This window comes from Candidatus Kaistella beijingensis, assembly GCF_020084865.1.
GTDB lineage: Bacteria > Bacteroidota > Bacteroidia > Flavobacteriales > Weeksellaceae > Kaistella > Kaistella beijingensis.
On sequence record NZ_CP071953.1, the window covers coordinates 1,949,670 to 1,973,166 of the forward strand.

Sequence of the window (23,497 nt, forward strand, 5' to 3'; positions counted from 1 at the left end):
TTTAGTTGTTTTGTTTGTATTTTTTTGCGAGTTCATCCGTTTTCCTCGATTCCCAATTTTGGAAAAAAGGAACGAAAAGATAAATTCCGTAGATGACAAGGAACATTGCCCAACAAATCACCATCCAAAGTGTGTGAGATTGCCCTAAATCCATAAGGTTTGCTTCGTAATTGCTGTACACCAAAACGCCGCCTACAAGTATAAATCCTAAAATCATCAAGTAGAAAGTTTTGATGCTTTGCACTCGGTTTTCTGCCTTTTTATAGGCGATTTCTTTGTTTTTATCTAAATTTTCCATTATTTCCATTCTTTTGATTCTTCTTTTTGCATGAATTTTTTAATCTGTTTTTCCTCCCAATCTCTTCCGATTCCGAAAACTTGGATTCCGTGTGCAATCACACCAATTCCCCAACCGAACATCGGCCAAAATGCCCAATAATAATTCGGGGAGGTTTTCCAATTAATCAAGAATAAAAATGGTATGAAAATGCAGTAAGAGATGAGGTTTCCGTAAAATCCTTTTAACTCTTCCACTCTTTTTGCGGCTTTTTGATAAGCAATTTGCTCGTTAGAATTATTTGTATTCATCGCTGAAATTTTTTGGGTTAAAATAGGTAGTTTCACCTTGAAATAATCTTCAGATTTTTCGATAAAAACATTCCTGTTGGTGATTAATGAGTATCGTTGTACGATATTGGAAAGTCCGATTCCCTCTCTTTCTTTTACCTGTTCTCTTGCTTGAAGGTTGTTTTCAACAATCAGATTTCCATTTTCGGAATAGATTTTAATAATTAAAGGTTTTGCAGAAGTCGCGAAATTGTGTTTAATGCAATTCTCCAAGAGAAGTTGCAGCGATAGTGGAACAACAAAACCCTTCTTATCCTTAACCTCAACTTCAAAATTGACGCTGTCTTCAAATCTTGTTTTCAGCAATTCGCAGTAGGTTTTTGCAAAATCCAACTCTTCTTCAACGGTCACTAATTCCTTATCCTTTTGCTCCAAAACGTATCTGTAAATCTTTGACATTGAGGAAGTAAACCGTTGTGCCAAATTTGGATTTTCATCAATCAAAGAACTTAAAACATTCAAGGAATTAAAAAGAAAATGTGGGTCGAGTTGGTTCTTTAGAGATTCGAATTGTGCGTTTGCAGATTTGGCGATGATTTTTTGTTCAACAACTTCTTTTCGGGTAGATTTTTTCCATTCTTCCATGAAGCTTTTGGCATGTAGAATCGCCGAAACCAAAAGTGCAATGTTTATGGTAATCCAATTTGAAATCCCCATATTTCCTGTAAAAAAATCAGTTGCATTTTTCTTTAAGATAAGAATATAGGTAACGTAGTTACAAAGTAAAACCAGAATCACATTCACCAAAAACGTGGCAATAATTCCAAGGATAACGCGGGTTTTGGTTTGCTCTACCCAGGAAAATCTTCTGGTAAGAAAATCGTTGACAAAACCATTTCCCAAACCGATTATTAACGAATACATTAAACTAATGGCGAAAGTGAGTAACGCGTTCAAAGGCGACCAGTCTTCATTGAAAAAAATGAAAATAGTGATGCTAATGAAAAATGCGACCCAAACAAGGTTGGTAAATGATTTGCGGTTCATATTATGAAATTAAGGAAATTTAGCAATTTGGACGGTTATTTTTTCAAATATTCCTGAATTTTTCTTTCTTCCCAATCTTTCCCGAAAATCCAGTCTGCACCGAAAACGGAAAGTCCGTGAGCAAGAAGTCCGATTCCCCAAAAGAATGCTGTCGCATAAGTGTCGAAATGGAACAAGTTTCTGCCGCTCTCATAATAGTTTCCGAAGATGATGAGTACATTCACGCATACATAAACGATGGCATGAATGTAAAATCCTTTAATTCTTTTTACTTTTTTTTGTGCCTCCAAAAGTCTTGTGTTTTCTGTGGTGTTGTAGCTGTAAGTTTCCATTTTTTGAAGTTTAAAATTAATATTGGTGATTTTGATGGTGTAAAAGTATATCGGTGGAAATATTTTTCAAATTATTTATTTCCGAAGGGTGATTTTTTGAAACTGAACGGTATGTTTTGAGTGAATAGTGAATTCGCTTCGCTTTGAATGGTGAATTTGTACGATCCATCACAAAGAAAAACCACCGAAAAATTCCGATGGTTTCTATAAAGTTTTAATTATCTGCAATTATTTCATCCCTGAAATTACATTCACCGCTTCCTGCAGATACAGATCTCTTTGAAGGTTTTTGGTCCAATTTTGAGTCTTTTTAGTAAAAGCTTCATCGCTTTTCTCACGTACCATTTCATCAGGATTTAAGGTGAATTTTAATCCGTTATTGAATTTATCCAACACTTTGAACTTTTCAATCTGCGCCTTTCTTTTCTTCATCACCTCATCAAACTTCGATTCTTTCAAGGAAATGGATTCCTCTTTGTCAAGTTTTTCTTTCCATTGTGCAGATTCCTGAATCAACTGATAGTTTTTGTTGTTTTGAAGTCTTGCTTCCGATGCTTTTTGCAACGCCTGAATTGAGAAATAATTCATCGGTTGGTAAGCAACGGCAGGAATTTTATCCCATGCTAAAGCGAAATCATCATAACGCTCTCCAACTTCAGCATAGGTGAAAAAATCTTTCATCTGAATATCCGACTGAATTCCTTTTCGCTGCGTTGATTCACCTGTCACTCTGTAGAATTTCTGAATCGTGAGTTTCAGGGAGCCAAAATCGTCGTTGGTATTTAAAAATCTGTTCAAATCCACAAAAGTTTGCACCGTTCCCTTCCCAAAAGATTGGGGTGAACCGAGAACGATTCCTCTTCCGTAATCCTGCATTGCTCCTGCTAAAATTTCAGAAGCCGATGCTGAAAGTTCGTTCTGCATAATCACAACGGGACCTGTCCAAATTGGGGAATTGGTCTTGTTTTTCAACGTTTGAATTTTACCATTCCCATCTTTCACCTGAACGAAAGGTCCTGCATTCATGAACAGTCCCATGATGTCGCCAACTTCGGTCAAACTTCCGCCACCATTATTTCTTAAGTCCAAGATAATTCCCTGAACTCCTTGCGGTTTCAGTTTCAGGATTTCGTTCTTAATATCGTCCGAAGCATTTCTTCCTTTTGCATCTTCAAAGTCTGCGTTAAAACTTGGCAAACTAATTAAACCATATTTTTTTCCGTCCGCAGAATTTACGATGATGCTTCTTGCGAAAGTATCTTCAATAGCCACTTCTTCACGAATCATCGTCACTTCTTTGATGGATTTGTCTTTTTTCTCCACGGTTAAAGTTACTTTCGTTCCTTTTTCTCCACGAATTAAGCGAACCGCTTCATCAGAAAGCATTCCCACCACATTTACGGCATCCTCGTTTGGTTTTGACTTTACCTTTAAAATTTTATCGCCTTCTGAAAGTTGTTTTGATTTCCAAGCGGGAGCGCCAATTGTTAAAGGACCCAAATAAAGATAGCCTCTTTTTTCCTGAATAATCGCACCAATTCCAATGACTTTTCCTTTGAATTGAGTATCGAAATCTTCCTTGTTTTTTGGTGAATAATAATTCGTGTGTGGGTCGAAAACCTCGGTGTACGCATTCATGTGAACCGTGAACCAATCCATTTTATTTCTTTTCTTGAATCTTCTGAAAGTGTCTGTAATAAGGTCTTTCACTTCAGTTGTCGCTTTAACTCGTCTTTGTTCAGGACTTAAAATTTCAAGCTTAATGGTGTCTTTTAATTTGAATTTCTGAACCGAATCTTTCTTCTCTTTCTGCGTTTCCTCTTTCGCTTTCAGAGATTCCATTTCTTGCAGGATATTGTATTTGATGTACTTTTTCCATTCAGCCGCCAATTCATTTTTGTTGGTGGCGTTTTTCCTTAATTTCGGCTCAAGAATCAACGTTTCATCCTCGTCCAAATTAATCGGTTTCGCTAAAATATCTTGCGTGATTTTATCGATTTCATCGACTCTTTGGTAAAGTCGGTCTATCGTCAATTTATAAAAAGTTAGGTTTCCCTGATTCAGATAATCATCCAATTTAGTTTTATGTTTCGAAAATTCATCCATATCGGATTGCATAAAATACCTTTTCGAAGCATCAATCATTTCAAAATAATGCTTGTAAACTTCCTGCGAATAGGCATCATTAATAGGTTTTGGCGAGTAGTGAAGATAGGAAAGCGTATTTTTTACACTCACCATAATCGTTGACATTTTTTCATCATCGTTTTTGGGTGAATTAAAGCAGAACACCAAACTCGTCAACGGAATGAAAAGAAGTAACGTATTGAATTTAAATTTTTTGAACATAAATCGTTTGTAATTGCTAATTTGTTGAAATTTTTCCCGTTTCGTTACAGGATTTTACAAAGTATCAAAATTAATACCTTATTTATATTTGAACACTATATTTTTAAGTATTTTTGTGGGAAACGGAATATTTTTTATTCCATTAAATCTTTTAAAAATAAAAATTAAATGCAAAAACCTTTGATATTGGTAACCAATGATGACGGAATTACCGCACCTGGAATTAGAAATTTGGTGGAATTTATGAATGAACTCGGCGAAGTGGTAGTCGTAGCGCCCAACTCGCCACAATCTGGAAAAGGTCATGCAATCACCATCAACCAAACTTTAACTTTTGAAGAAATTTCCCTTGAAGGACCACAAACCGACTACTCTTTAAGCGGAACTCCTGTTGATTGCGTGAAATTCGCCTTAGATAAAATCCTCGACAGAAAACCCGATATTGTAGTTTCAGGAATCAATCACGGCGCGAATTCTTCCATCAACGTTATTTATTCGGGAACGATGAGTGCGGCGGTTGAAGCGGGCGTGGAAGGACTTCAGGCGATTGGCTTTTCCCTGCTCGATTTTTCTTGGGATGCCGATTTTTCTCAAGCCAAAGAATACATTCAAAATATCGTAAAAAAAGTTCTTGAAAATCCTTTACCGAAAGGTGTTGTATTAAATGTAAATATTCCCAAACTTCCGAAAGACGAGATAAAAGGCATCAAAGTTTGCAAGCAAGCCAACGCAAAATGGGAAGAAAATTTCGACGAAAGAATCAACCCTCACGGAAAAAAATATTATTGGCTCACCGGTTATTTCAACAATATGGATAAAAGTGAAGATGCCGATGAAACCGCACTTGCCCAAGGTTACATTTCCATCGTTCCCGTAAAATTTGATTTGACTGCGCATGAATATTTGAAGGAGTTGGAAGAAGTGATGCAGTTTTAATTTTTAATAATTATAAAAATGAGAATAGAAACCGAGCTCAAACTAGGATTTAAAGACGTAATGATCCGTCCGAAACGTTCTACTTTAAAATCGAGAGCGCAAGTAAGTTTGGAGCGAACTTTTACCTTTAGAAACTCAAAGAAAAAATGGAGTGGCGTTCCAATTATTGCCGCAAATATGGATACAGTCGGAACTTTTGAAATGGCAGAAGCGCTTTCGAAAGAAAAAATTATGTCCGCAATTCACAAACATTATTCATTGGAAGAGTGGGACAATTTCCTGAAAAAACAATCCGATTCTATTTACGAATACATCGCATTAAGTACTGGAACAGGAAAAGCGGACGAGGAAAAAATCAAAGCCATAATTGAAAAACATCCTAAAATTCAATTTCTATGCATCGATGTGGCCAATGGATATTCAGAATATTTCGTCGAATTTGTGCAAAGGGCAAGAAAAAATTTTCCCGATAAAACCATTATTGCAGGGAATGTAGTGACCGGAGAAATGGTAGAAGAACTCATTCTTGCAGGAGCAGACATCATCAAAGTTGGAATTGGTCCTGGTTCTGTTTGCACGACAAGGATTAAGACCGGCGTCGGTTATCCGCAACTTTCTGCAATTATAGAATGTGCAGATGCAGCTCATGGACTTGGTGGACATATCATTTCCGATGGCGGCTGTAAAATTCCGGGAGATGTGGCGAAAGCTTTTGGTGGTGGTGCAGATTTCGTGATGTTGGGCGGAATGTTTGCGGGACACGACGAAAGCGGCGGAGAAATCATGGAAGAAAATGGTAAAAAATTTCGTCTTTTTTATGGAATGAGCTCACAAACTGCGATGGACAAACATTCAGGTGGCGTTGCAGAATATAGAGCTTCGGAAGGTAAAACCGTCAAAGTTCCCTATAAAGGTCCTGTCTCGGAAACCGTAAAAGATATTTTGGGTGGCGTTCGCTCCACCTGTACTTATGTGGGTGCAGCGGAATTGCGGGAGCTTTCAAAAAGAACGACTTTTATAAGAGTACAAGAACAGCATAATGAAGTTTTTGGGAGTTAGAATTTAAAAAATTTTTTGCACAGCCTTCCAACGAAAAACCCTTGTCAATGGACAAGGGTTTTATTTAATAAAAACAGAAATTTATTTTGATTTAGCCGTTTCTTTTTCTTTTGCTGGTTGTCCTTCTAGACCGTCTTTTGCTTCATTCAACTGTAGAAGAATGATTTCACCTTCTGAAAGCTGTTTGTTCACCAACATTTCCGCCAACAAATCTTCGATGTATTTCTGGATGGCACGTTTCAGCGGTCTTGCTCCAAAATCTTTGTCCCAACCTTTTTCAGCAATAAATGCTTTTGCGTCGTCAGTCAATTCAACTTTATAATTGAGTTTTTCAAGACGTTTGTACAGTTTGTTCAATTCCAAATCGATGATTCTTGAGATATCTTCTTTTTCCAAACTGTTAAAAATCACTATGTCGTCAATCCTGTTCAAGAATTCCGGAGCGAAAGCTTTTTTCAAAGCATTTTCAATCGTACTTCTTGCTCTTGCATCGGAAGTTGACTTCTTCGCATTAGTTCCGAAACCAACACCGTCGCCAAAATCTTTCAAATCTCTCGTTCCAATATTGGAGGTTAAAATCACAATCGTATTTCTAAAGTCGATTTTTCTACCTAAAGAATCGGTCACAAAACCTTCATCCAAAATCTGCAATAAGATATTGAAAACATCAGGGTGAGCTTTTTCGATTTCGTCTAAAAGTACAACGGCATAAGGTTTTCTGCGAACCGCTTCCGTCAATTGACCTCCTTCTTCGTAACCAACATATCCTGGAGGAGCTCCAACCAATCTCGAAACAGCGAATTTTTCCATGTATTCACTCATATCGATTCGGATTAAAGCATCGTCTGAATCGAAAAGCTCTCTCGCCATTACTTTTGCCAATTCGGTTTTTCCGACACCTGTTGTTCCAAGGAAAATAAATGTTCCGATTGGTCGGTTCGGGTCTTTCAAACCGGCTCTGTTTCTTTGGATGGCTTTTACGACTTTTTTCACCGCATCTTCCTGTCCGATCACTTTTCCGTTCAACATATTGTCCATTTGCGCCAACTTGTCGAGTTCGTTTTTGCCGACTTTCGTTACAGGAATTCCACTCATCATGGAAACGACTTCTGCCACGTTTTCTTCGGTTACAACTTCTTTCTTTTCCTTAACGTTTTTATCCCAAGCTTCTTGAGCCAAATTCAGTTCAATCTGCAATCTTTCTTCCTCGTCTTTTAATTTTCTTGCTTCAAGGTAATCTTGTGCTTTTACCGCTTTCTGTTTTTGATCCTTGATTTCCTCGATTTTCTTTTCGTGATCGATGATTTCAGTCGGAACTTTCATGTTTTTGATATACACTCTTGAACCCGCTTCATCTAAAGCATCAATCGCTTTGTCTGGCAAAAAACGGTCGGTAATATATCTCGACGTTAAATTTACACAAGCATGAATGGCTTCATCAGTATAAGTTACATTGTGATGATCTTCGTATTTATCTTTGATTTGATTTAAAATCTGAACGGTTTCCTCAATCGTAGTCGGTTCTACCATTACTTTTTGGAAACGTCTTTCAAGCGCACCATCTTTTTCAATGTATTGACGATATTCGTCCAAAGTCGTTGCACCAATGCATTGAATTTCACCTCTTGCCAAAGCAGGTTTGAACATATTGGAAGCATCTAAACTTCCTGTAGAACTTCCTGCACCAACAATGGTATGTAATTCATCAATGAAGAGAATCACGTCGCGGTTTTTTTCCAACTCGGTCATAATGGCCTTCATTCTTTCCTCGAATTGACCACGGTATTTTGTTCCCGCAACCAAACTCGCCAAATCAAGCGTAATCACTCTTTTTCCGAAAAGAACTCTTGATACTTTTTTTTGTTGAATTCTTAAAGCCAAACCTTCTGCAATCGCCGATTTACCAACTCCCGGTTCACCAATCAATAAAGGATTGTTCTTTTTTCTTCGGGATAGAATTTGAGAAACTCTTTCAATTTCCTTTTCACGGCCAATTACCGGATCGAGTTTTCCATCTCTTGCGAGTGAAGTTAAATCCCTTCCGAAATTATCCAAAGTAGGAGTTTTGCTTTTCCCTGTACCGATATTTCCTGTTGGTTTTCTCATCTGCTGCCCGAAGTCTTCTCTTTCTTCATCATCGTCATAAGCACTCATTTTTGGGTTTTCTCCCGAGTTTTTCAGCATCGTTTGATATTCACGAGAAACACTTTCGTAGTCGATGTCGTACGAACTTAAAATGTTTGTGGTGGGATCTTCAGATTTATAAAGGATTCCCAAAAGAAGATGCACGGTGTTGATTTCTGAACTTTGATATTGTCTGCATTCCAATTCCGAACGTTTCACGGATTGATCCGCCATTTTGGTAAAAGAAATCTTGTCGCTTTCAGCTGAAAACGGATTCATGCTTGAAACCGCCATGGTTTCAATTTTTCTTCTGATTTGGGTTAAATCTGCCCCTAAGTTTTGCAAGATTTCTTTGGCCGAATTTTCTGTTTTAATCATTCCCAAAAGGAAATGTTCCGTGTTCAAAAATTCGCTCTGTAAACGTCTTGCTTCGTTTTTGCTGTGTTTGAACACTTGGTCCAAACCGTTAGAAAATTTATGATCCATAATATTTTGTCTCAATCTATTTATTAAAGATAGAAAAAATCTTTAAAGTCCATACCAAAGTTACAAATACTTTACCAAAAACTAATAATGACTTTATGGCAGAAAAGATTTCCTCATTTCACTGAAAATGATTAGGTTTGTCACCCCAAAAATAATTTTTATGAGTCCTGAAATTACCAATTTTATCGGTTACGGCGCGTCTTTTTTCGTGGTTTTGAGTTTTGTTCTTAAAGACATCAAAAAAATCCGAATCGTCAATTTAGTGGGCTGTATTCTTTTTGTGATTTACGGGGTTTTCAGCAATTATTTGTGGCCGATTATTATTCCGAATGCGATTCTGTGCGTGATTCAGGCTTATCATTTGTTGAAGAAAGGGGAATAGATTTCAGCTTTCATCAATCAGCTTTGGCGATGAACCCATCACCAAAAATCTTTCATTTACAATTATTTTATCTAAATTTCGGCAATGAAAGTTTTAGTAAGCGTTTTCAATAATTTATATACAGACCAACGTGTAGAAAAGGTTTGCAGAACTTTATCCGAAGCGGGTTACGATATTGAACTTATCGGAAATAATTGGGGCGGACTTCCGGAAATGCAGCGGCCATATCCTTTTTCAAGAATTTCTTTAAAATCAAAATCTTTAAAACTTGCCTATCCCGAATTTAATTGGAAATTGTATCAAGAGCTTCTGAAAAAAGCCGATAAAAACACGATTCTTCTTTCCAACGATTTGGACACGCTTTTAGCGAACTATTTGGTTTCAAAAAAATTAAGAATTCCCTTAGTTTTCGACAGTCACGAGATTTTTACGGAAATGCCCGCAATCAACGGGAGGTTTACGCAAAAAATTTGGAGGATTTTAGAGAAATTCATCGTTCCCAAACTGAAATTCGTGATGACCGCAAGTGAAAGCTACGCCGATTGGTTTGCCAAAACTTACGGAATTGAAAGACCAACGGTTGTTCAAAACTTTCCCGTTAAAATTGAAAATCCGCAGAATTATTCTGAAATAAATTTAAAGAAAATCATTCTTTATCAAGGCGTTATCAATCCTTCACGCGGTTTAGACAAGATGATTCCTGCGATGGAAGAAATTGAAAATGCCGAGTTTTGGATTTGTGGAGACGGTCCTAAAAAAGAAGAATATCTTGCTTTAACTAAAACTTTTGGTTTGCAAGAAAAGGTAAACTTTTTAGGAAAACTTTTACCCGAAAAACTTCGTGAAATCACCAAAAAAGCAGACGTTGGTTTAAGCATCGAAGAAAACAACGGATTGAGTTATTTCTATTCCATGCCGAATAAGGTTTCAGATTATATTCAGTCGAGAGTTCCAGTTGTGGTATCTAATTTTCCTGAAATGGGAAAAGTGATTAACCGTTTTCAGGTGGGTGAAAAAATAAACAGCCACAACGAACTTGCTGAAAAAGTAAACATCGTTTTGGAGCGCGGAAAAATTTTCTACGAAGATGCTTTAAATAAAGCAGCAACCGAACTTTGTTGGGAAAAGGAAGAGCCAAAAATTTTAGCGCTTTTCAGAAAAGTTACGCAAAAACATTTCTAAAGGTGAAATTCTTACCTTTGTAAAAATCATAATTCGAAGATGACCATCAAAGAAAAACAGCAAGAACTTGTTGATGAATTCGCCTTTCTTGAAGATTGGGAGCAGAAATACGAATATATTATCGACCTCGGAAAAGAGTTGAAAGGTCTTCCCGAAGACAAAAAAACCGAGGAAAACCTGATTAAAGGTTGTCAGTCAAAAGTGTGGATTGATGCCGATTTCAAGGACGGAAAATTGTTTTTTAACGCCGATTCAGATGGAATTTTACCGAAAGGAATTGTCTCGCTTTTGGTTTCAGTTTACAGCGGACATTCTACCCAAGAAATTTTGGAATCCGATTTTGATTTTATTTCGGAAATCGGTTTGCAGGAATTTTTGTCACCATCCAGAGCCAATGGTTTAATGGCGATGACAAAGCAAATAAAGTTCTACGCTGTGGCGTTTCAGCTGAAAAAATGAATCGGATTTTAGCATATCGTTTTTCTGCTTTTGGGGATGTTGCGATGACCGTTCCCGTTTTTACAGAGTTTTTGGAGCAAAATCCTGATGTTGAAATCGTGATGGTTTCCAGGAAAAATTTTTCAGATTTATTCGATGGAATTCCAAACCTTATTTTCAAAGGAATCAATGTTGACGATTACAAAGGAATTTCCGGAATGCGTCGATTGGCAAATGAGTTGACCAAAGAATTTAATCCAGCTTACATTGCTGATTTACACGATGTTATTCGAGCAAAAATTTTAGACAGAATCTTCAATAGAAAAGGTTTTAAAGTCTTTAAAATCAATAAAGGAAAAGAGGAAAAGGAGGAACTGACTGACGTTTGGAATCTCGAAAAAAAGCAACTGAAACAAACTACGGAACGTTATGCTGATGTTTTCCGCGAAATGGGCTTTAACGTTGAACTTTCGAATCAATTACGACCAAAAAATATTGAAAAGTCAGGAATCGGAATTGCGCCTTTTGCACAACACAAAGGGAAAATGCTTCCATTGGAAAAATCTTTTGAAGTTGCAAAAATCCTTTCATCAAAACACAAAATCTCCTTTTTTGGCGGAGGAAAAAATGAAGTAGAAATTCTGAGCAATTGGCAAAAGGAAATCCCAAATTCGGAAAACCTTGCAGGAAAACTTTCTTTGAAACAGGAGCTTGAAAAAATTGCAGAACTGGAACTCATGATTTCCATGGATTCTGCGAATATGCATTTGGCGAGTTTAATGGGAACTAGATGCGTCTCGATTTGGGGTTCAACCCATCCTTTTGCAGGATTTCTCGGTTATGGACAAAGCGAAAATGACGTGGTTCAAATCAAGGATTTAACTTGCAGACCTTGCTCTGTTTTTGGAGACAAAGAATGTTATCGCGGCGACTGGGCTTGCTTGGAAGAAATTAATATTCAACAGATTATCAACAAGATATAACTAAAAAATCTTTCAAACTAATGAAAGATTTTTATTTTTTGTGTCAAAGATTACATGAACTTTTCGCCCTTTTTCAACGTTTTCAAATCCTGAATATATTTCTTAATCAACTGGTCATTATCTCTTGGGCAAATTAATAGTGCTTTTTCGGTATCCACAATAATATAATTTTTTAAACCATCGATAATTGCAGCTTTGTTTTTATTTTTCAGTCGAACAATATTTCCTTTGGAGTTGTAGGTGAGGACGTGTTTGGATTTAATCGCGTTTTTCTCTTCGTCTTTTTCGGCGTTTTCATAAACTGAAGTCCAGGTTCCTAAATCACTCCACCCCAAATCGGCTGGAATCACGTAAACATTTTTCGCTTTTTCCAGAATTCCGTTGTCGATGGAAATTTTGTTGACCTTCGGGTAAATGAGGTCGATACATGCCGATTCGCCTTTGGAATTATATTCACAACTTTGAAAGTGCTGCGACATTTCTTCCAAATATTTATCGAAAGCAGCCAAAATTGATTTTACGTTCCACACAAAAATTCCTGCATTCCAAAGGAAATCACCGCTTTCCAGGAAGGTTTTGGCAATTTCTAAATCGGGTTTTTCGGTAAACGTTTTCACCTTAAAATATTCCGAATTTTTCTTCTCGACAAACTGAATATAGCCATAACCTGTATCGGGACGAGTTGGCTTAATTCCTAAAGTGATGAGGTAGTCGTTTTTTTCAGCAAGGTTGAAAGCCAATTCTACTTTTCGCAAAAAAATGTTTTCCTTTAAAATCAGGTGATCGGCAGGAAGCACAATCATGTTTGCACTGGGATTGAGGTCGGCGATTTTTTTAGCCATGTAGATATTGCAAGCTGCCGTATTTTTCATCATCGGTTCGCCAACAATATTTTCAGGTTTTAGTTCCGGTAATTGTTGTTCTGTTAACGAAACATATTCCTTATTGGTGATGACGAAAATGTTTTCTTTGGGAACAATTTGACTGATTCTGTCGTAGGTTTGCTGAATCATCGTGCGACCCGTTCCTAAAATATCCTGAAATTGTTTTGGATATTTTTGGGTACTCATCGGCCAAAATCTGCTGCCGATTCCTCCTGCCATAATGACGCAGTAATAATTTGATTTAGACATAATTAACTTGCAATTTCTACTCTCGCCAAAGGTTTGAAAATATATTTTTTTCCGTTGTCGAGATTTTGACAAAGATAGTTTTTTTTAAGCTTTTCTTGCAGGATATAAGTTTGTTTGCGATAAATGAAACGGTCATTTATAGTTAAGTCTTCAATATAAGAGCTTTCATCCTCGTAATCTTCAATGTGGAAATATCTTACCAGATCGGGACTTGCCATGAAATTGGCTTTCGGTGATTTTGAAAAATTTAAAATAATGGGTTTTAAATCTTCGGAATAAATTGATATACTTTCCAAAAGCATTTCCTGAAAAGTCTGTTTCCATTCCGAACCATGAGGAGAAATTCGTCTGCCAAATTTTTCGAAAGCAATCAGATGTGCCAATTCGTGCGTTAAAACAAAAAAGAAAAGTTGCGGTTGAAGCGTAGAATTAATGGTGATTTGATGAGATTTGTCGGGCATTTTGCGATAATCGCCCAATTTGGAATTTCTACCTTTTGTGATTTTGATGTGGATATAATGTTCACCAAACCATTTTCTTAAAAAGGGCAAAGTTTTTTCGGGAAGATATTTTTCTAAAAGTGAAACTGACATATGCTAAAGCTACCCCGTGTTCTGAACTTTGTTCAGAATACATCCCTTCAAAGAAGTGGAATTTTCGTGTTTCTAAATTAATTTCTATAAAGATAAGGGAATTCCTGCATAAAAATTCAAAAGCTTCATACTGAAAAGATAGTTGTACTTAGCCTGCGCAACAGAACCTTGAGCGTTTGCGTAATTATTTCTAGCTACATTCAAATCGTAAATCGTGGTTCTTCCGGCTTCGTAACTTTTTTCGGCAAAATCTAAAGCAAGTCTTGAGCTCTTTTCGGCTTCCATCGCGGCAAGATAAGCTTCGTAATTGCTTTCGGCATCAAATTGGGCTTTTTGAACATTTTGCAAAACCTCCTGTTTCTGTTGCTGCAAAGTGGTTTTCGCAATCTCTTCATTGATTTTTGATTGCTCAACATTTAGCCGCGTAATTCCTTTATTAAAGATGGGAATATTTGCAGACAAACCTAATTGCTGCCCGAAATTATCTTTGTATTGTTTGAAAAAACCACTTTCTTTAATAGGGTTTCCGTTGATGTCAACTCCTGCATAATTGGTTACCAAGGAATTGAAGTAAGAAGTTCCGATTCCCGCATTCGCCGTTACAGTTGGCCAAAATGCGGTTTTTGTAATTTCGGTTTGTGCTTCAGCGGATTTGATTCTTGTTTCTGCCGCCTTTATTTGTGGTTGATTTTCGTAAGCTTGATTAACAATGTTTTCCGCAGAATATAAAGGTGCATCTAAAACAGAATTTAAAGGAACGTCTTGAATGTCAAAATTTTTATAATCAGAAAGTTGCAATAACATCGCTAAAGAAAATAAACTTCGATTGGTATTGATTTCTGCGGTTTTCACGTTTTGTTTTTCTCTTGCCAAAGCTGCTTCCGCTTCCGCTAAAACTGTTTTGGGAGTTGTTCCGACTTCTGTGGTTATTTTGGCTCTTTTGTAAAGTTTGTCTGCATTTTCAAGTGCGCTTTCAGAAATTTTGGTGATTTCCCGATTCAGAAGGACGGACAAATACTGTTGTGCAATTTGTAGCGAAATATCATTTTTAACTCGTTCCAAATCAAACTGACTTGCTTGAACATCATACTCTGTTTTTCTGATATTTTTTTCAAGTCTACCGTTATTAAAGACTAAAATATCTGCTCCCACATTTGCGCTGTTGCTGAAATTGTCGTTACGATTGGAATTTCCAAAAATATCTCTTCCCTGTCCGAAAGTCGCATTGTTATTAATATTGCCAGAAACTGAAGGAAGATATTCGCGCTTTGCAATCTGTAAAGAATTGTCCTGACTCTTTTTCGAATATTGATTTTGAATTACCTGCAGATTGTTTTCTACGGCGTAATTCACACACTCTTCCAAAGACCATTTTTTTTGCGAAAAGGCGACAAAGGAAATCAAGCTCAACGTTAAAACCGCAAATCTTTTCATTAAGAATTTTAATGAATTAGACGACGGAATCAGAAAAATGTTACAAAGAATTCTTCAATTCACCAATTCTCGACATAATCGGCATGGAGAAAATTCCACTTCTGTGAAGATAGGTTTCGTAGAAAGTTTTCGCTTTTTCAGCAAAATCTTTATTTGGATTTTCCTTGTTTTTAAAGTAAAACAAATGTCCCAAAAGTTCGAAATAGGGAACGTGGTGTGAACTGTCTTTTGTATCAACCAAGGCAATAATTTCATCAGAAGATTTCGACGCCAATTCCTCGAAAGGCATTTTGAAGGTATCATTCATATTCGTCTCGAAAATCCGTTGTTGTTCTTCCGGAAGCGTTCCCTCGTTTTTCCCTAATAGCAAAGTCGCCAACATTTCGGAGAACTGTTTTACTATTCGGATGATGTAGTCTTTATCGTGAATCATAATTTTTTTGTTTCATATTTCAAGGTCAAAGTTTCAAGTTTTTTTATAAAGAAATCTGAGTAACCTGCAAAATCTGCGAGAGATTAGGCAAAAAAGACGTAAGCCAAAACCACTGAAGTAATAATTCCCACCAAATCTGCCAAAAGCATCGCGGTTACCGTGTATCTCGTGTTTTTAATTCCAACAGCTCCAAAATACACCGCGATCACATAGAATGTCGTATCCGAACTTCCCTGTAAAACCGCCGCCAATTTTCCTTGGAAACTATCCGCGCCGAAAGTCTGCATCGTGTCCACCATCATTCCTCTCGCTCCACTTCCTGAAAGAGGTTTGATCAAAGCGGTTGGAAGTCCGTCCACAAATCTCGTGTCGAAACCTACCACGGCTGCAACCCATTTCATCCCATCGATAATCACGTCAAAAACTCCTGAAGTTCTCAACAAAGAAATTGCAATCAACATCCCGACCAAATAGGGAATGATTTTAACGCAGGTCCAAAAACCTTCTTTTGCACCTTCAATAAAGGCATCGAAAACATTAATCTTTTTATAGATCGCTCCGAGAACGATGGCGAAAAATATGAGAAGGATGATTCCGTTACTCAATAATTTACTGAAATCATCGAGGCCTTCTTTACTTAAATTCACAAGGTAAACCACAAGTAGTCCGATGATGGCAGAAATTCCACCTAAATAAGCAATGACAACCGGCTGAAATAAATTGATTTTCTGATAAATTGAAACAATCAACATTGCCGCCATTGTTGCCGCAAAAGTAGCAATCATGCACGGAAGAAAAATATCGGTCGGTGTGTGAGAACCCATCGAAGCACGGATTGCAATGATGGACACAGGAATTAAAGTCAATCCTCCTGCGTGAAGACAGAGAAACATAATCTGGGAATTACTCGCCTTGTCTTTATCTGGATTTAAAGTCTGCAAGCTTTCCATCGCCTTTAAACCAAAAGGAGTTGCGGCATTATCCAAACCTAAAAGATTGGCGGAAAAGTTGAGCAACATGTGACCAAAAGAAGGATGGTTTTTTGGAATTTCAGGAAAAAGTCTGGAGAAAAATGGTTGTATAAATCGAGAAAGCAAATTGATTCCGCCCGCTTTTTCTGCGATTCCCATGAAACCCATGAAGAGCGTCATAATGCCAATCAAGCCTAAACAGATTTTCACCGCAGTTTCGGAGGTTCCAATCACGCCGTCGGTTTCTTGAACCCGATAAACTTTCACTACAGATTTTGCAGAATCGGTTTTGTAGTGAATTCGGTTATCGTCGAAAGTTGGCTTTAATAAAAGTGAATTCTTAATTTCAGGATTCAGTTCGTTGATATTTTTGGTTGCGATTTGTACGGTGTCGCCACTTTTTCCGACTACCATGTCGTTGTAAATCGCCTTGTAATTATCCGAGAATAAATATTTTGCACTTGCCACCAAAATTGCGACGATGATAAAGGCGCTCCAAATTCTGCTTAAAACCATTTGCTCAAAAAATTTGAGTAAATGTAGCTAAAAAGTTTGTTTTCAGAAAGCGGGAAGTTGGAAGTCTGAAGCCGAGAAAAGAAAACCATCGCAAACATAATGGTTGCGGAGCCGCGAAGCGGCGGAATCAATAGCAAAGGGTGAAGCCCTTTGAATGAAAAGAAATTACAAGCAAATGAGCCGCGAAGCGGCGACATCCAATATCCATATTCAAATTATGGAATCAAAATAAACGTAATTGTTGTGTTTTTGTTCCAGTAAAATTTTCTGAGGAAAGCTTCGGCATTTCTTTATCAGCAAAAAATTTTCTTCGACCCAAAGCGAAAGTGTTGTGAATCATTTCCGCAATATTTCCTTCACCTTTGTATCGTTCGTGGTATCTTTTTTCGCCTAATTTTCCGCCCCGCATCGAACGGATTAAATTCAATACTTTCTGCGCACGGTCAGGAAAGTTAGCATTAATCCAATTCACAAAAACAGGTTCAACGGTATCGTTCAACCGAATCAGACTATAACCAAAAGTTTGTGCTCCCGCTTCGGAAACGGTTTTCAAAATGTTTAAACTTTCATCACTTGTCAAACCAGGAATTACGGGTGCAACCATTGCCATTGTTGGGATTTGGTTTTCAGAAAGAATTTCAATCGCCTTTAATTTGTTGTAAGTTGATGAGGTTCTTGGTTCCATTTTTCGGCGAATTTCTTCATTGATGGTAGGAATACTCAAACCAACAGAAACCAAATTTTGTTCAGCCATCGGTTTTAGTAGGTCCAAATCCCGCAAAACCAAAGCATTTTTACTTAAAATAGAAATGGGATGCCGATAATCCAAACAAACTTTCAAAATTTTTCGGGTGATTTCAAATTGTCTTTCGGCAGGTTGATAACAATCGGTATTGCCTGAAAGCATAATGGTTTTTGGAACGTAATTTCTTTTTTGAAAAAATTTTTCGAGAAGTTCCGGCGCATTTTTCTTCACCATTATTTTCCGCTCGAAATCCAAACCCGCAGAAAATCCCCAATATTCATGCGTCGGTCTTGCAAAACAGTAAGAGCAGCCGTGTTCACAACCCTGATAAGGATTCATGGAATATTCCATCCGCAAATCGGGACTTTTCACCTCGTTCACAATGGTTTTCGGAAAAACTTCGGTGAAAGATGTTTTCACTTTTTCAAAATCTTCATCTTCCGCTTCAAAAGTATATCGGTCGAAGCGGTTAATTTCATTTTTCTGTGCGCCTTGACCTTTTTTCATGAATGATGAGTAATATTAATAATTGATGAGTGATAATTGATAGCGGAAAGCAGAAAGCAGAAAGCAGAAAGCAGAAAGCAGAAAGCAGAAAGCAAAATTATTGGGTTATGTAAAAAAACAATTCACGTTAACACGTAACTTTTCCACAAAAAATCCTGAAATCATAGAAATCAGGATGAAGTTATATTTTCGTGAAGTTTTATTGCATCGCTAAAAATTCCACACCGTGATGTTCGTCCCTATATCTTTTGTCGAAATGAAGGTGAAAATCTGAATAGTAATCATGATATTCTTTGTGTTTCTTCGATAAAAACTTTCTGATGCCGAAAATTCCTAATCCAATGAGGACACCCAAGCTTCCCGCTAATAAAATTCCTGTCTCTTTTTTCATATTAAATAGTTTGCTCGACCAAGTTAAGCAAAATTTATTCCCTTTCAATAATCTAAAATTTTAAAGTTTGTTAATATTTGTCCTTAATTCCATAAAATGGTTTAAAATATATATTTTTGAGAAAATTAAAGTCTAATGAAGATAAAAATGTTTTCAGTTGCAGTGGCTTCTCTCGCTGTAACTTATTTCAGTGCTCAGAAAATGACAAACTTAAAGTACCCTGAAACCAAAAAAGTTTCACAAACCGATGACTATTTCGGGACAAAAGTTCAAGACCCTTATCGTTGGTTGGAAGATGACCGTGCCGAAGATACCAAAGAATGGGTACAGCGTGAAGTGAAATTCACCAATGATTATTTGGCGAAGATTCCATTCCGTGAAGAAATTCGTTCGCAATTGAAGGATATTTGGAACTACGAAAAAATTGGTGCACCTTTTAAGGAAGGAGATTTCACTTATTTTTATAAGAACGACGGACTTCAGGCGCAATCGGTTTTATACAGAACCGACAAAAGCGGAAAGACCGAGGTTTTCCTAGACCCGAATAAGTTTTCTGAAAAAGGGACGACTTCTTTGGCGGGAGTTTCTTTCAATAAAAAAGGAAATTTAGTAGCGTACAGAATTTCAGAAGGAGGAAGTGATTGGAATAAAATCATCATTCTCAATGCTTTAACTAAAGAAAAAATCGACGAAACCTTGGTTGATGTGAAATTTTCAGGAACCTCTTGGTTGGGCGACGAAGGATTTTTCTACTCAAGCTATGACAAACCGAAAGGAAGCGAACTTTCTGCAAAGACAGATACCCACAAAGTGTATTTCCACAAATTGGGAACAAAGCAATCTGAAGACAAGTTGATTATTGGCGGCGAAAACTTCAAGAGAAGATACATGGGAATCGGCGTTTCTGAAGATGAGCGCTATCAGATTTTAAGCGCCTCGGAAGCAACAAACGGAAATGAATTGTACATCAACGATTTAACTAAAAATTCAGATTTCATTCCGATTCAAAAAGGATATGATTACAATACCGATTTTGTGGATTCTAAAGGCGATTTCATTTACGCTTTAACAGATAAAAACGCGCCGAATATGCGTTTGGTGAAATTCAACATCAACAATCCTGATGTTTGGATTGACGTGATTCCTGAAACTGAAAACGTGTTAAGTGTTTCAACAGGAGGAGGTTACCTATTTGCAAAATATATGAAAGATGCGGTAACTTATGTGAAGCAAATGGATTTTGATGGAAAATTAGTTCGCGACATTCAATTACCGGGAATTGGAACCGCAGGTGGTTTTGGCGGAAAAGAAAAAGAAAAGGAAATGTATTATTCTTTCACGAATTATATCACACCGGGAACGATTTACAAATTCGATGCAGACAGCGGAAAATCCGAGGTTTACCAAAAGCCAAAGGTAAAATTCAATCCAGATAATTACGTTTCAGAACAGGTTTTCTATACTTCAAAAGACGGAACAAAAGTTCCGATGATGATTTCCTACAAAAAAGGACTTAAATTAAACGGGAAGAATCCAACAATTCTATATTCCTACGGTGGCTTCAATATTAGTCTGCAACCTGCGTTTTCTGTAGTCAATGCAATTTGGATGGAAAATGGCGGAGTTTATGCCGTTCCAAACATTCGCGGTGGAGGTGAATATGGAAAAAAATGGCACGATGCAGGAACAAAAATGCAGAAGAAAAATGTGTTCGATGACTTCATTGCTGCAGGAGAATATTTACAGAAAAATGGTTATACTTCCAAAGAATTCATGGCGCTTTCAGGTCGTTCAAACGGAGGACTTTTAGTGGGAGCAACAATGACCATGCGTCCAGATTTGGCGAAAGTTGCTTTTCCAGGAGTTGGAGTTTTAGACATGTTGCGTTACAATAAATTTACAGCTGGAGCTGGATGGAGCTACGATTACGGAACCGCAGAAGACAACAAAGAAATGTTTGAATATCTGAAATCTTATTCACCAGTTCACAATGTAAAAAAAGGAGTTTGCTATCCTTCAACCATGATAATTACTAGTGATCACGATGATCGAGTTGTGCCGGCTCATTCATTCAAATTTGGGGCAGAATTGCAGGAAAAGCAAAGCTGTAAAAATCCAATTTTGGTAAGAATTGAAACGAATGCAGGACACGGTGCAGGAAGAAGCACTGATCAAGTAATTGGCGAAAATGCTGATTTATTGAGTTTTGCTTTATTCGAAATGGGTTTCAAAAATTTGAAAAAATAGATTAAAGTAATGGTATTGAGAAACTTCCTGAATTTACGGGAAGTTTCTTTATTTAAAGTTGAAAGAATAAAATTCTTTATTTTTACCACATGAAAAAGGAAGATATTGCTGAATTCTACGACGAATATGTTCAACGCCAATTAAAAATCGGTGCCAATGAAAGGTTGATTTCTTTGTACAAAAGATTGATGGGTTTAGGATTAAAAGACGATTCAAAAGTTTTGGAACTTGGTTGTGGTGTTGGAATTTTCACCAAACTTTTAACAAAGAAGGTTTCAAGCGGAATTATTGAAGCCGTTGATTTGAGTGAAAAAAGCGTCACTGTGGCGAAAACCGAACTGAAAAGTAAAAAGAATATTCATTTCGATGTTGCAGATGTTGTAAAATATCATCCCAAAAATTCAGACTTCGATTTCATTACTTTGATGGATGTGATTGAACACATTCCCTTGGAACAGCATGAGGAATTATTTGGAAATTTAGCAAAAATTGCAACCGATAAAACAAAAATCGCAATCAATATTCCGAACCCGCAATACATTGGTTATGCGAGAATTAACCATCCTGAAACTTTGCAGGTCATCGATCAGGAAGTTCATCTTTTCCCGGTAATTCAACATTTGGAAACACACAATTTGGAACTTGTGTTTTTTGAGAAATACGGAATTTGGGAAGAAGAAGATTATCATTTCATGGTCATCAGAAAGAAGCGAGATTTTCAGTTGAAACATCTTGCAGACCAAAGAAACTTAAAAGAAAAAATCGCTAAAAAAGTTTCAGTAAAAATCAACGAAATCAAATACAAATAATTATAGATAACTATTTAAAACAATTTTTCAAAACCCCGCAACTTATCGTTATTTTTGTGGGATTGTAAAAAAATGTCAGATATCATCAAACTTTTGCCGGATCATGTAGCCAACCAAATCGCCGCCGGTGAAGTGGTTCAAAGACCTGCGTCCATCGTGAAGGAATTGATGGAAAATTCCATTGATGCAGGTGCGACGAAAGTCGAACTCATCATTCGCGATGCCGGAAAAAATTTAATTCAGGTTGTTGACAACGGAAGCGGAATGAGCGATACCGATGCAAGATTGGCTTTCGAGCGACACGCAACTTCTAAAATCAGTACGACCGAAGATATTTTTAAAATTTCTACCAAAGGGTTTCGTGGAGAGGCTTTAGCTTCCATCGCGGCAGTTGCTCAGGTGGAGTTAAAAACAAAAACCCACGATGCGAAAACCGGAACAAATATTTATATTGAAGGTGGTGGTTTTCAGTTTCAGGAACCGATTCAAACGGCGGAAGGCTCAAACTTTTCTGTAAAAAATCTTTTTTACAATGTTCCTGCGAGAAGAAAATTCCTAAAAAATAATAATGTGGAATTTCGTCACATTATTGATGAGTTTCAAAGGGTTGCACTCGCTCATGAGAATTTAGATTTCGAACTTTTCCACAATGACGATATTATTTTTCGTTTAAGAAAATCGAGTTTACTGCAAAGAATTATTGAAATTTTCGGACGGAAATTACAACCGCTTTTAGTTCCCATCAAAGAAGATTTAGGTTGGGTGAAACTCAACGGATTTGTCGCAAAACCTGAAGGAGCGAAGAAAGTTCGTGGCGAACAGTTTTTCTTTGTAAACGGAAGGTTTTTTAGAAGTGCCTATTTCAACAAAGCGGTTCAGGATGCGTTTGAAGGTTTGCTTTTGCCGGGATATATTCCAACATTTTTTCTTTTCTTGGAGTTGGATCCCGAAAAAGTTGATGTGAATATTCATCCACAAAAAACAGAAGTGAAGTTTGAGGACGAAAATTTGATTTACGCTTTGATTCGTTCGACGATTAAAAAATCCTTGGGAATTTACAATGTCGCGCCAAGTTTGGATTTCGACAGAGATTCGAGTATTGACGCTTTTGTTCACCAAAAAGTAAATGCAGGAAGTTTCAAAACACCTGAAATTACGGTAGATAGAAATTACAATCCGTTTCGTGAGGAAGTTTCCACCGGCGAAAAAGTGGCGATGACTGAAATTTATCAGCAAAATATCCAAGCAGAACCTTCGAAAATTAATTTGTTTGAAGATGAAGATTTTGATGAGGATTTAATGCGGCTTCCGAATGGTTATTGGCTTTTCAACAAAGGCGGAAAAACGTTGATGCTCGATTTGGGGAGAATGCACCGTTTGGTTGTGGGCGAAAGAAATGCGAAGAAAAAAATCAGCAATGAAAGACACACGCTGCTTTTTTCTTTGGAATATCACATGAATGAAATTGAGAAAAATAAGTTTCGTTCCATTAAGAAATTTCTTCCCGAACTCGGTTTTGAAATGGTGATTGCAAATGATAACGTTTTAAGAATTGACGCCGTTCCGGAAGGTTTGAAAGAAACCCAGGTCATGAAATTCATGGAAAATCTTTTTGAAATTTTGGAATACAGAACGGAAGAAGAATTCATGAATTTTTACAAAAACCAATGGAATAAAAACCAAAGTAAATCCCGTTTTGACTTCCTCTATAAAATGGATGCGGAACAGGTCATCAAAGACTTTACAGAACTCGGCTTCCCGGAATATTTACCAACCGGAAAAAGATGCTTCATCGAAATTCCGTTGGAGGAATTAAAAAATAAATTTTAAAAA

The 23,497-nt window shown here is 37.1% G+C and carries 21 protein-coding genes; 9 read left to right on the forward strand and 12 right to left on the reverse strand.

What is annotated here, in order from left to right:
* Position 1 precedes the first annotated feature (1 nt).
* The 4 genes from J4771_RS09080 to J4771_RS09095 all read right to left on the reverse strand — a co-directional run bounded on the left by J4771_RS09080 (position 2) and on the right by J4771_RS09095 (position 4,295).
* Positions 2–298 carry a 2TM domain-containing protein gene (locus J4771_RS09080; RefSeq protein ID WP_224134683.1) on the reverse strand — a complete coding sequence of 99 codons (297 nt, stop codon included), beginning with the start codon at positions 296–298 and terminating at the stop codon, positions 2–4.
* Positions 298–1,614 carry a 2TM domain-containing protein gene (locus J4771_RS09085; RefSeq protein WP_224134685.1) on the reverse strand — a complete coding sequence of 439 codons (1,317 nt, stop codon included), beginning with the start codon at positions 1,612–1,614 and terminating at the stop codon, positions 298–300. Before J4771_RS09085 ends, J4771_RS09080 begins: the two co-directional genes overlap by 1 nt.
* 35 nt (positions 1,615–1,649) lie before the next feature.
* A complete protein-coding gene (locus J4771_RS09090; RefSeq protein ID WP_224134686.1) occupies positions 1,650–1,946 on the reverse strand; it encodes a 2TM domain-containing protein in 297 nt (98 codons plus the stop codon).
* 228 nt (positions 1,947–2,174) lie between these two features.
* Positions 2,175–4,295, reverse strand: a complete 2,121-nt coding sequence (locus tag J4771_RS09095; RefSeq protein ID WP_224134687.1) for a carboxy terminal-processing peptidase — start codon at positions 4,293–4,295, stop codon at positions 2,175–2,177.
* A 168-nt stretch (positions 4,296–4,463) separates the two neighbouring features.
* On the opposite strand from J4771_RS09095, the gene surE reads away from it, so the two are divergent.
* Positions 4,464–5,231 carry a 5'/3'-nucleotidase SurE gene (surE, locus tag J4771_RS09100; protein ID WP_224134689.1) on the forward strand — a complete coding sequence of 256 codons (768 nt, stop codon included), beginning with the start codon at positions 4,464–4,466 and terminating at the stop codon, positions 5,229–5,231.
* 18 nt (positions 5,232–5,249) lie between these two features.
* Positions 5,250–6,290, forward strand: a complete 1,041-nt coding sequence (gene guaC / locus J4771_RS09105) for a GMP reductase (RefSeq protein ID WP_224134691.1) — start codon at positions 5,250–5,252, stop codon at positions 6,288–6,290.
* A gap of 81 nt (positions 6,291–6,371) precedes the next feature.
* Here guaC and J4771_RS09110 read toward each other — a convergent pair whose 3' ends face one another.
* The gene (locus J4771_RS09110) at positions 6,372–8,900 is read right to left on the reverse strand and encodes an ATP-dependent Clp protease ATP-binding subunit (RefSeq protein WP_224134692.1); all 2,529 of its coding nucleotides are present in this window, start codon (positions 8,898–8,900) and stop codon (positions 6,372–6,374) included.
* 160 nt (positions 8,901–9,060) lie between these two features.
* Here J4771_RS09110 and J4771_RS09115 point away from each other — a divergent pair, with 160 nt between their 5' ends.
* The 4 genes from J4771_RS09115 (at position 9,061) to J4771_RS09130 (ending at position 11,885) form a co-directional block, all read left to right on the forward strand.
* Positions 9,061–9,282 carry a uroporphyrinogen decarboxylase gene (locus tag J4771_RS09115; protein ID WP_224134693.1) on the forward strand — a complete coding sequence of 74 codons (222 nt, stop codon included), beginning with the start codon at positions 9,061–9,063 and terminating at the stop codon, positions 9,280–9,282.
* A gap of 84 nt (positions 9,283–9,366) precedes the next feature.
* On the forward strand, positions 9,367–10,464 hold the full coding sequence (locus J4771_RS09120) for a glycosyltransferase family 4 protein (protein WP_224134694.1): 1,098 nt from the start codon (positions 9,367–9,369) through the stop codon (positions 10,462–10,464).
* Between the two features lie 39 nt (positions 10,465–10,503).
* Entirely contained in the window at positions 10,504–10,923 is a 420-nt protein-coding gene (locus tag J4771_RS09125) for a SufE family protein (RefSeq protein WP_224134695.1), read from the forward strand.
* On the forward strand, positions 10,920–11,885 hold the full coding sequence (locus J4771_RS09130) for a glycosyltransferase family 9 protein (RefSeq protein WP_224134696.1): 966 nt from the start codon (positions 10,920–10,922) through the stop codon (positions 11,883–11,885). Before J4771_RS09125 ends, J4771_RS09130 begins: the two co-directional genes overlap by 4 nt.
* A gap of 50 nt (positions 11,886–11,935) precedes the next feature.
* Here J4771_RS09130 and J4771_RS09135 read toward each other — a convergent pair whose 3' ends face one another.
* The 7 genes from J4771_RS09135 to J4771_RS09165 form a co-directional block, all read right to left on the reverse strand.
* Positions 11,936–13,018: a mannose-1-phosphate guanylyltransferase gene (locus J4771_RS09135; protein WP_224134697.1), complete on the reverse strand. Its 1,083-nt coding sequence runs from the start codon at positions 13,016–13,018 to the stop codon at positions 11,936–11,938.
* Positions 13,019–13,020: 2 nt separating this feature from the next.
* Positions 13,021–13,611: a SprT-like domain-containing protein gene (locus J4771_RS09140; protein WP_224134698.1), complete on the reverse strand. Its 591-nt coding sequence runs from the start codon at positions 13,609–13,611 to the stop codon at positions 13,021–13,023.
* Positions 13,612–13,695: 84 nt separating this feature from the next.
* The gene (locus tag J4771_RS09145; protein WP_224134699.1) at positions 13,696–15,045 is read right to left on the reverse strand and encodes a TolC family protein; all 1,350 of its coding nucleotides are present in this window, start codon (positions 15,043–15,045) and stop codon (positions 13,696–13,698) included.
* Positions 15,046–15,085: 40 nt separating this feature from the next.
* Positions 15,086–15,478, reverse strand: coding sequence for a hypothetical protein (locus J4771_RS09150; protein WP_224134700.1), 393 nt, complete (start codon positions 15,476–15,478; stop codon positions 15,086–15,088).
* An 83-nt stretch (positions 15,479–15,561) separates the two neighbouring features.
* On the reverse strand, positions 15,562–16,965 hold the full coding sequence (locus J4771_RS09155; RefSeq protein ID WP_224134701.1) for a nucleoside recognition domain-containing protein: 1,404 nt from the start codon (positions 16,963–16,965) through the stop codon (positions 15,562–15,564).
* Positions 16,966–17,188: 223 nt separating this feature from the next.
* Positions 17,189–18,217, reverse strand: coding sequence for a PA0069 family radical SAM protein (locus J4771_RS09160; protein ID WP_224134702.1), 1,029 nt, complete (start codon positions 18,215–18,217; stop codon positions 17,189–17,191).
* 199 nt (positions 18,218–18,416) lie between these two features.
* On the reverse strand, positions 18,417–18,608 hold the full coding sequence (locus J4771_RS09165; protein WP_224134703.1) for a hypothetical protein: 192 nt from the start codon (positions 18,606–18,608) through the stop codon (positions 18,417–18,419).
* Positions 18,609–18,743: 135 nt separating this feature from the next.
* Between J4771_RS09165 and J4771_RS09170 the strand changes: the two genes are divergently transcribed.
* From J4771_RS09170 to mutL, 3 genes are all read left to right on the forward strand, one after another.
* Positions 18,744–20,855 carry a prolyl oligopeptidase family serine peptidase gene (locus tag J4771_RS09170; RefSeq protein WP_224134704.1) on the forward strand — a complete coding sequence of 704 codons (2,112 nt, stop codon included), beginning with the start codon at positions 18,744–18,746 and terminating at the stop codon, positions 20,853–20,855.
* An 89-nt stretch (positions 20,856–20,944) separates the two neighbouring features.
* A complete protein-coding gene (locus J4771_RS09175) occupies positions 20,945–21,664 on the forward strand; it encodes a class I SAM-dependent methyltransferase (RefSeq protein ID WP_224134705.1) in 720 nt (239 codons plus the stop codon).
* A gap of 72 nt (positions 21,665–21,736) precedes the next feature.
* Positions 21,737–23,494, forward strand: coding sequence for a DNA mismatch repair endonuclease MutL (gene mutL / locus J4771_RS09180; protein ID WP_224134707.1), 1,758 nt, complete (start codon positions 21,737–21,739; stop codon positions 23,492–23,494).
* The last annotated feature ends 3 nt before the right edge of the window (positions 23,495–23,497 follow it).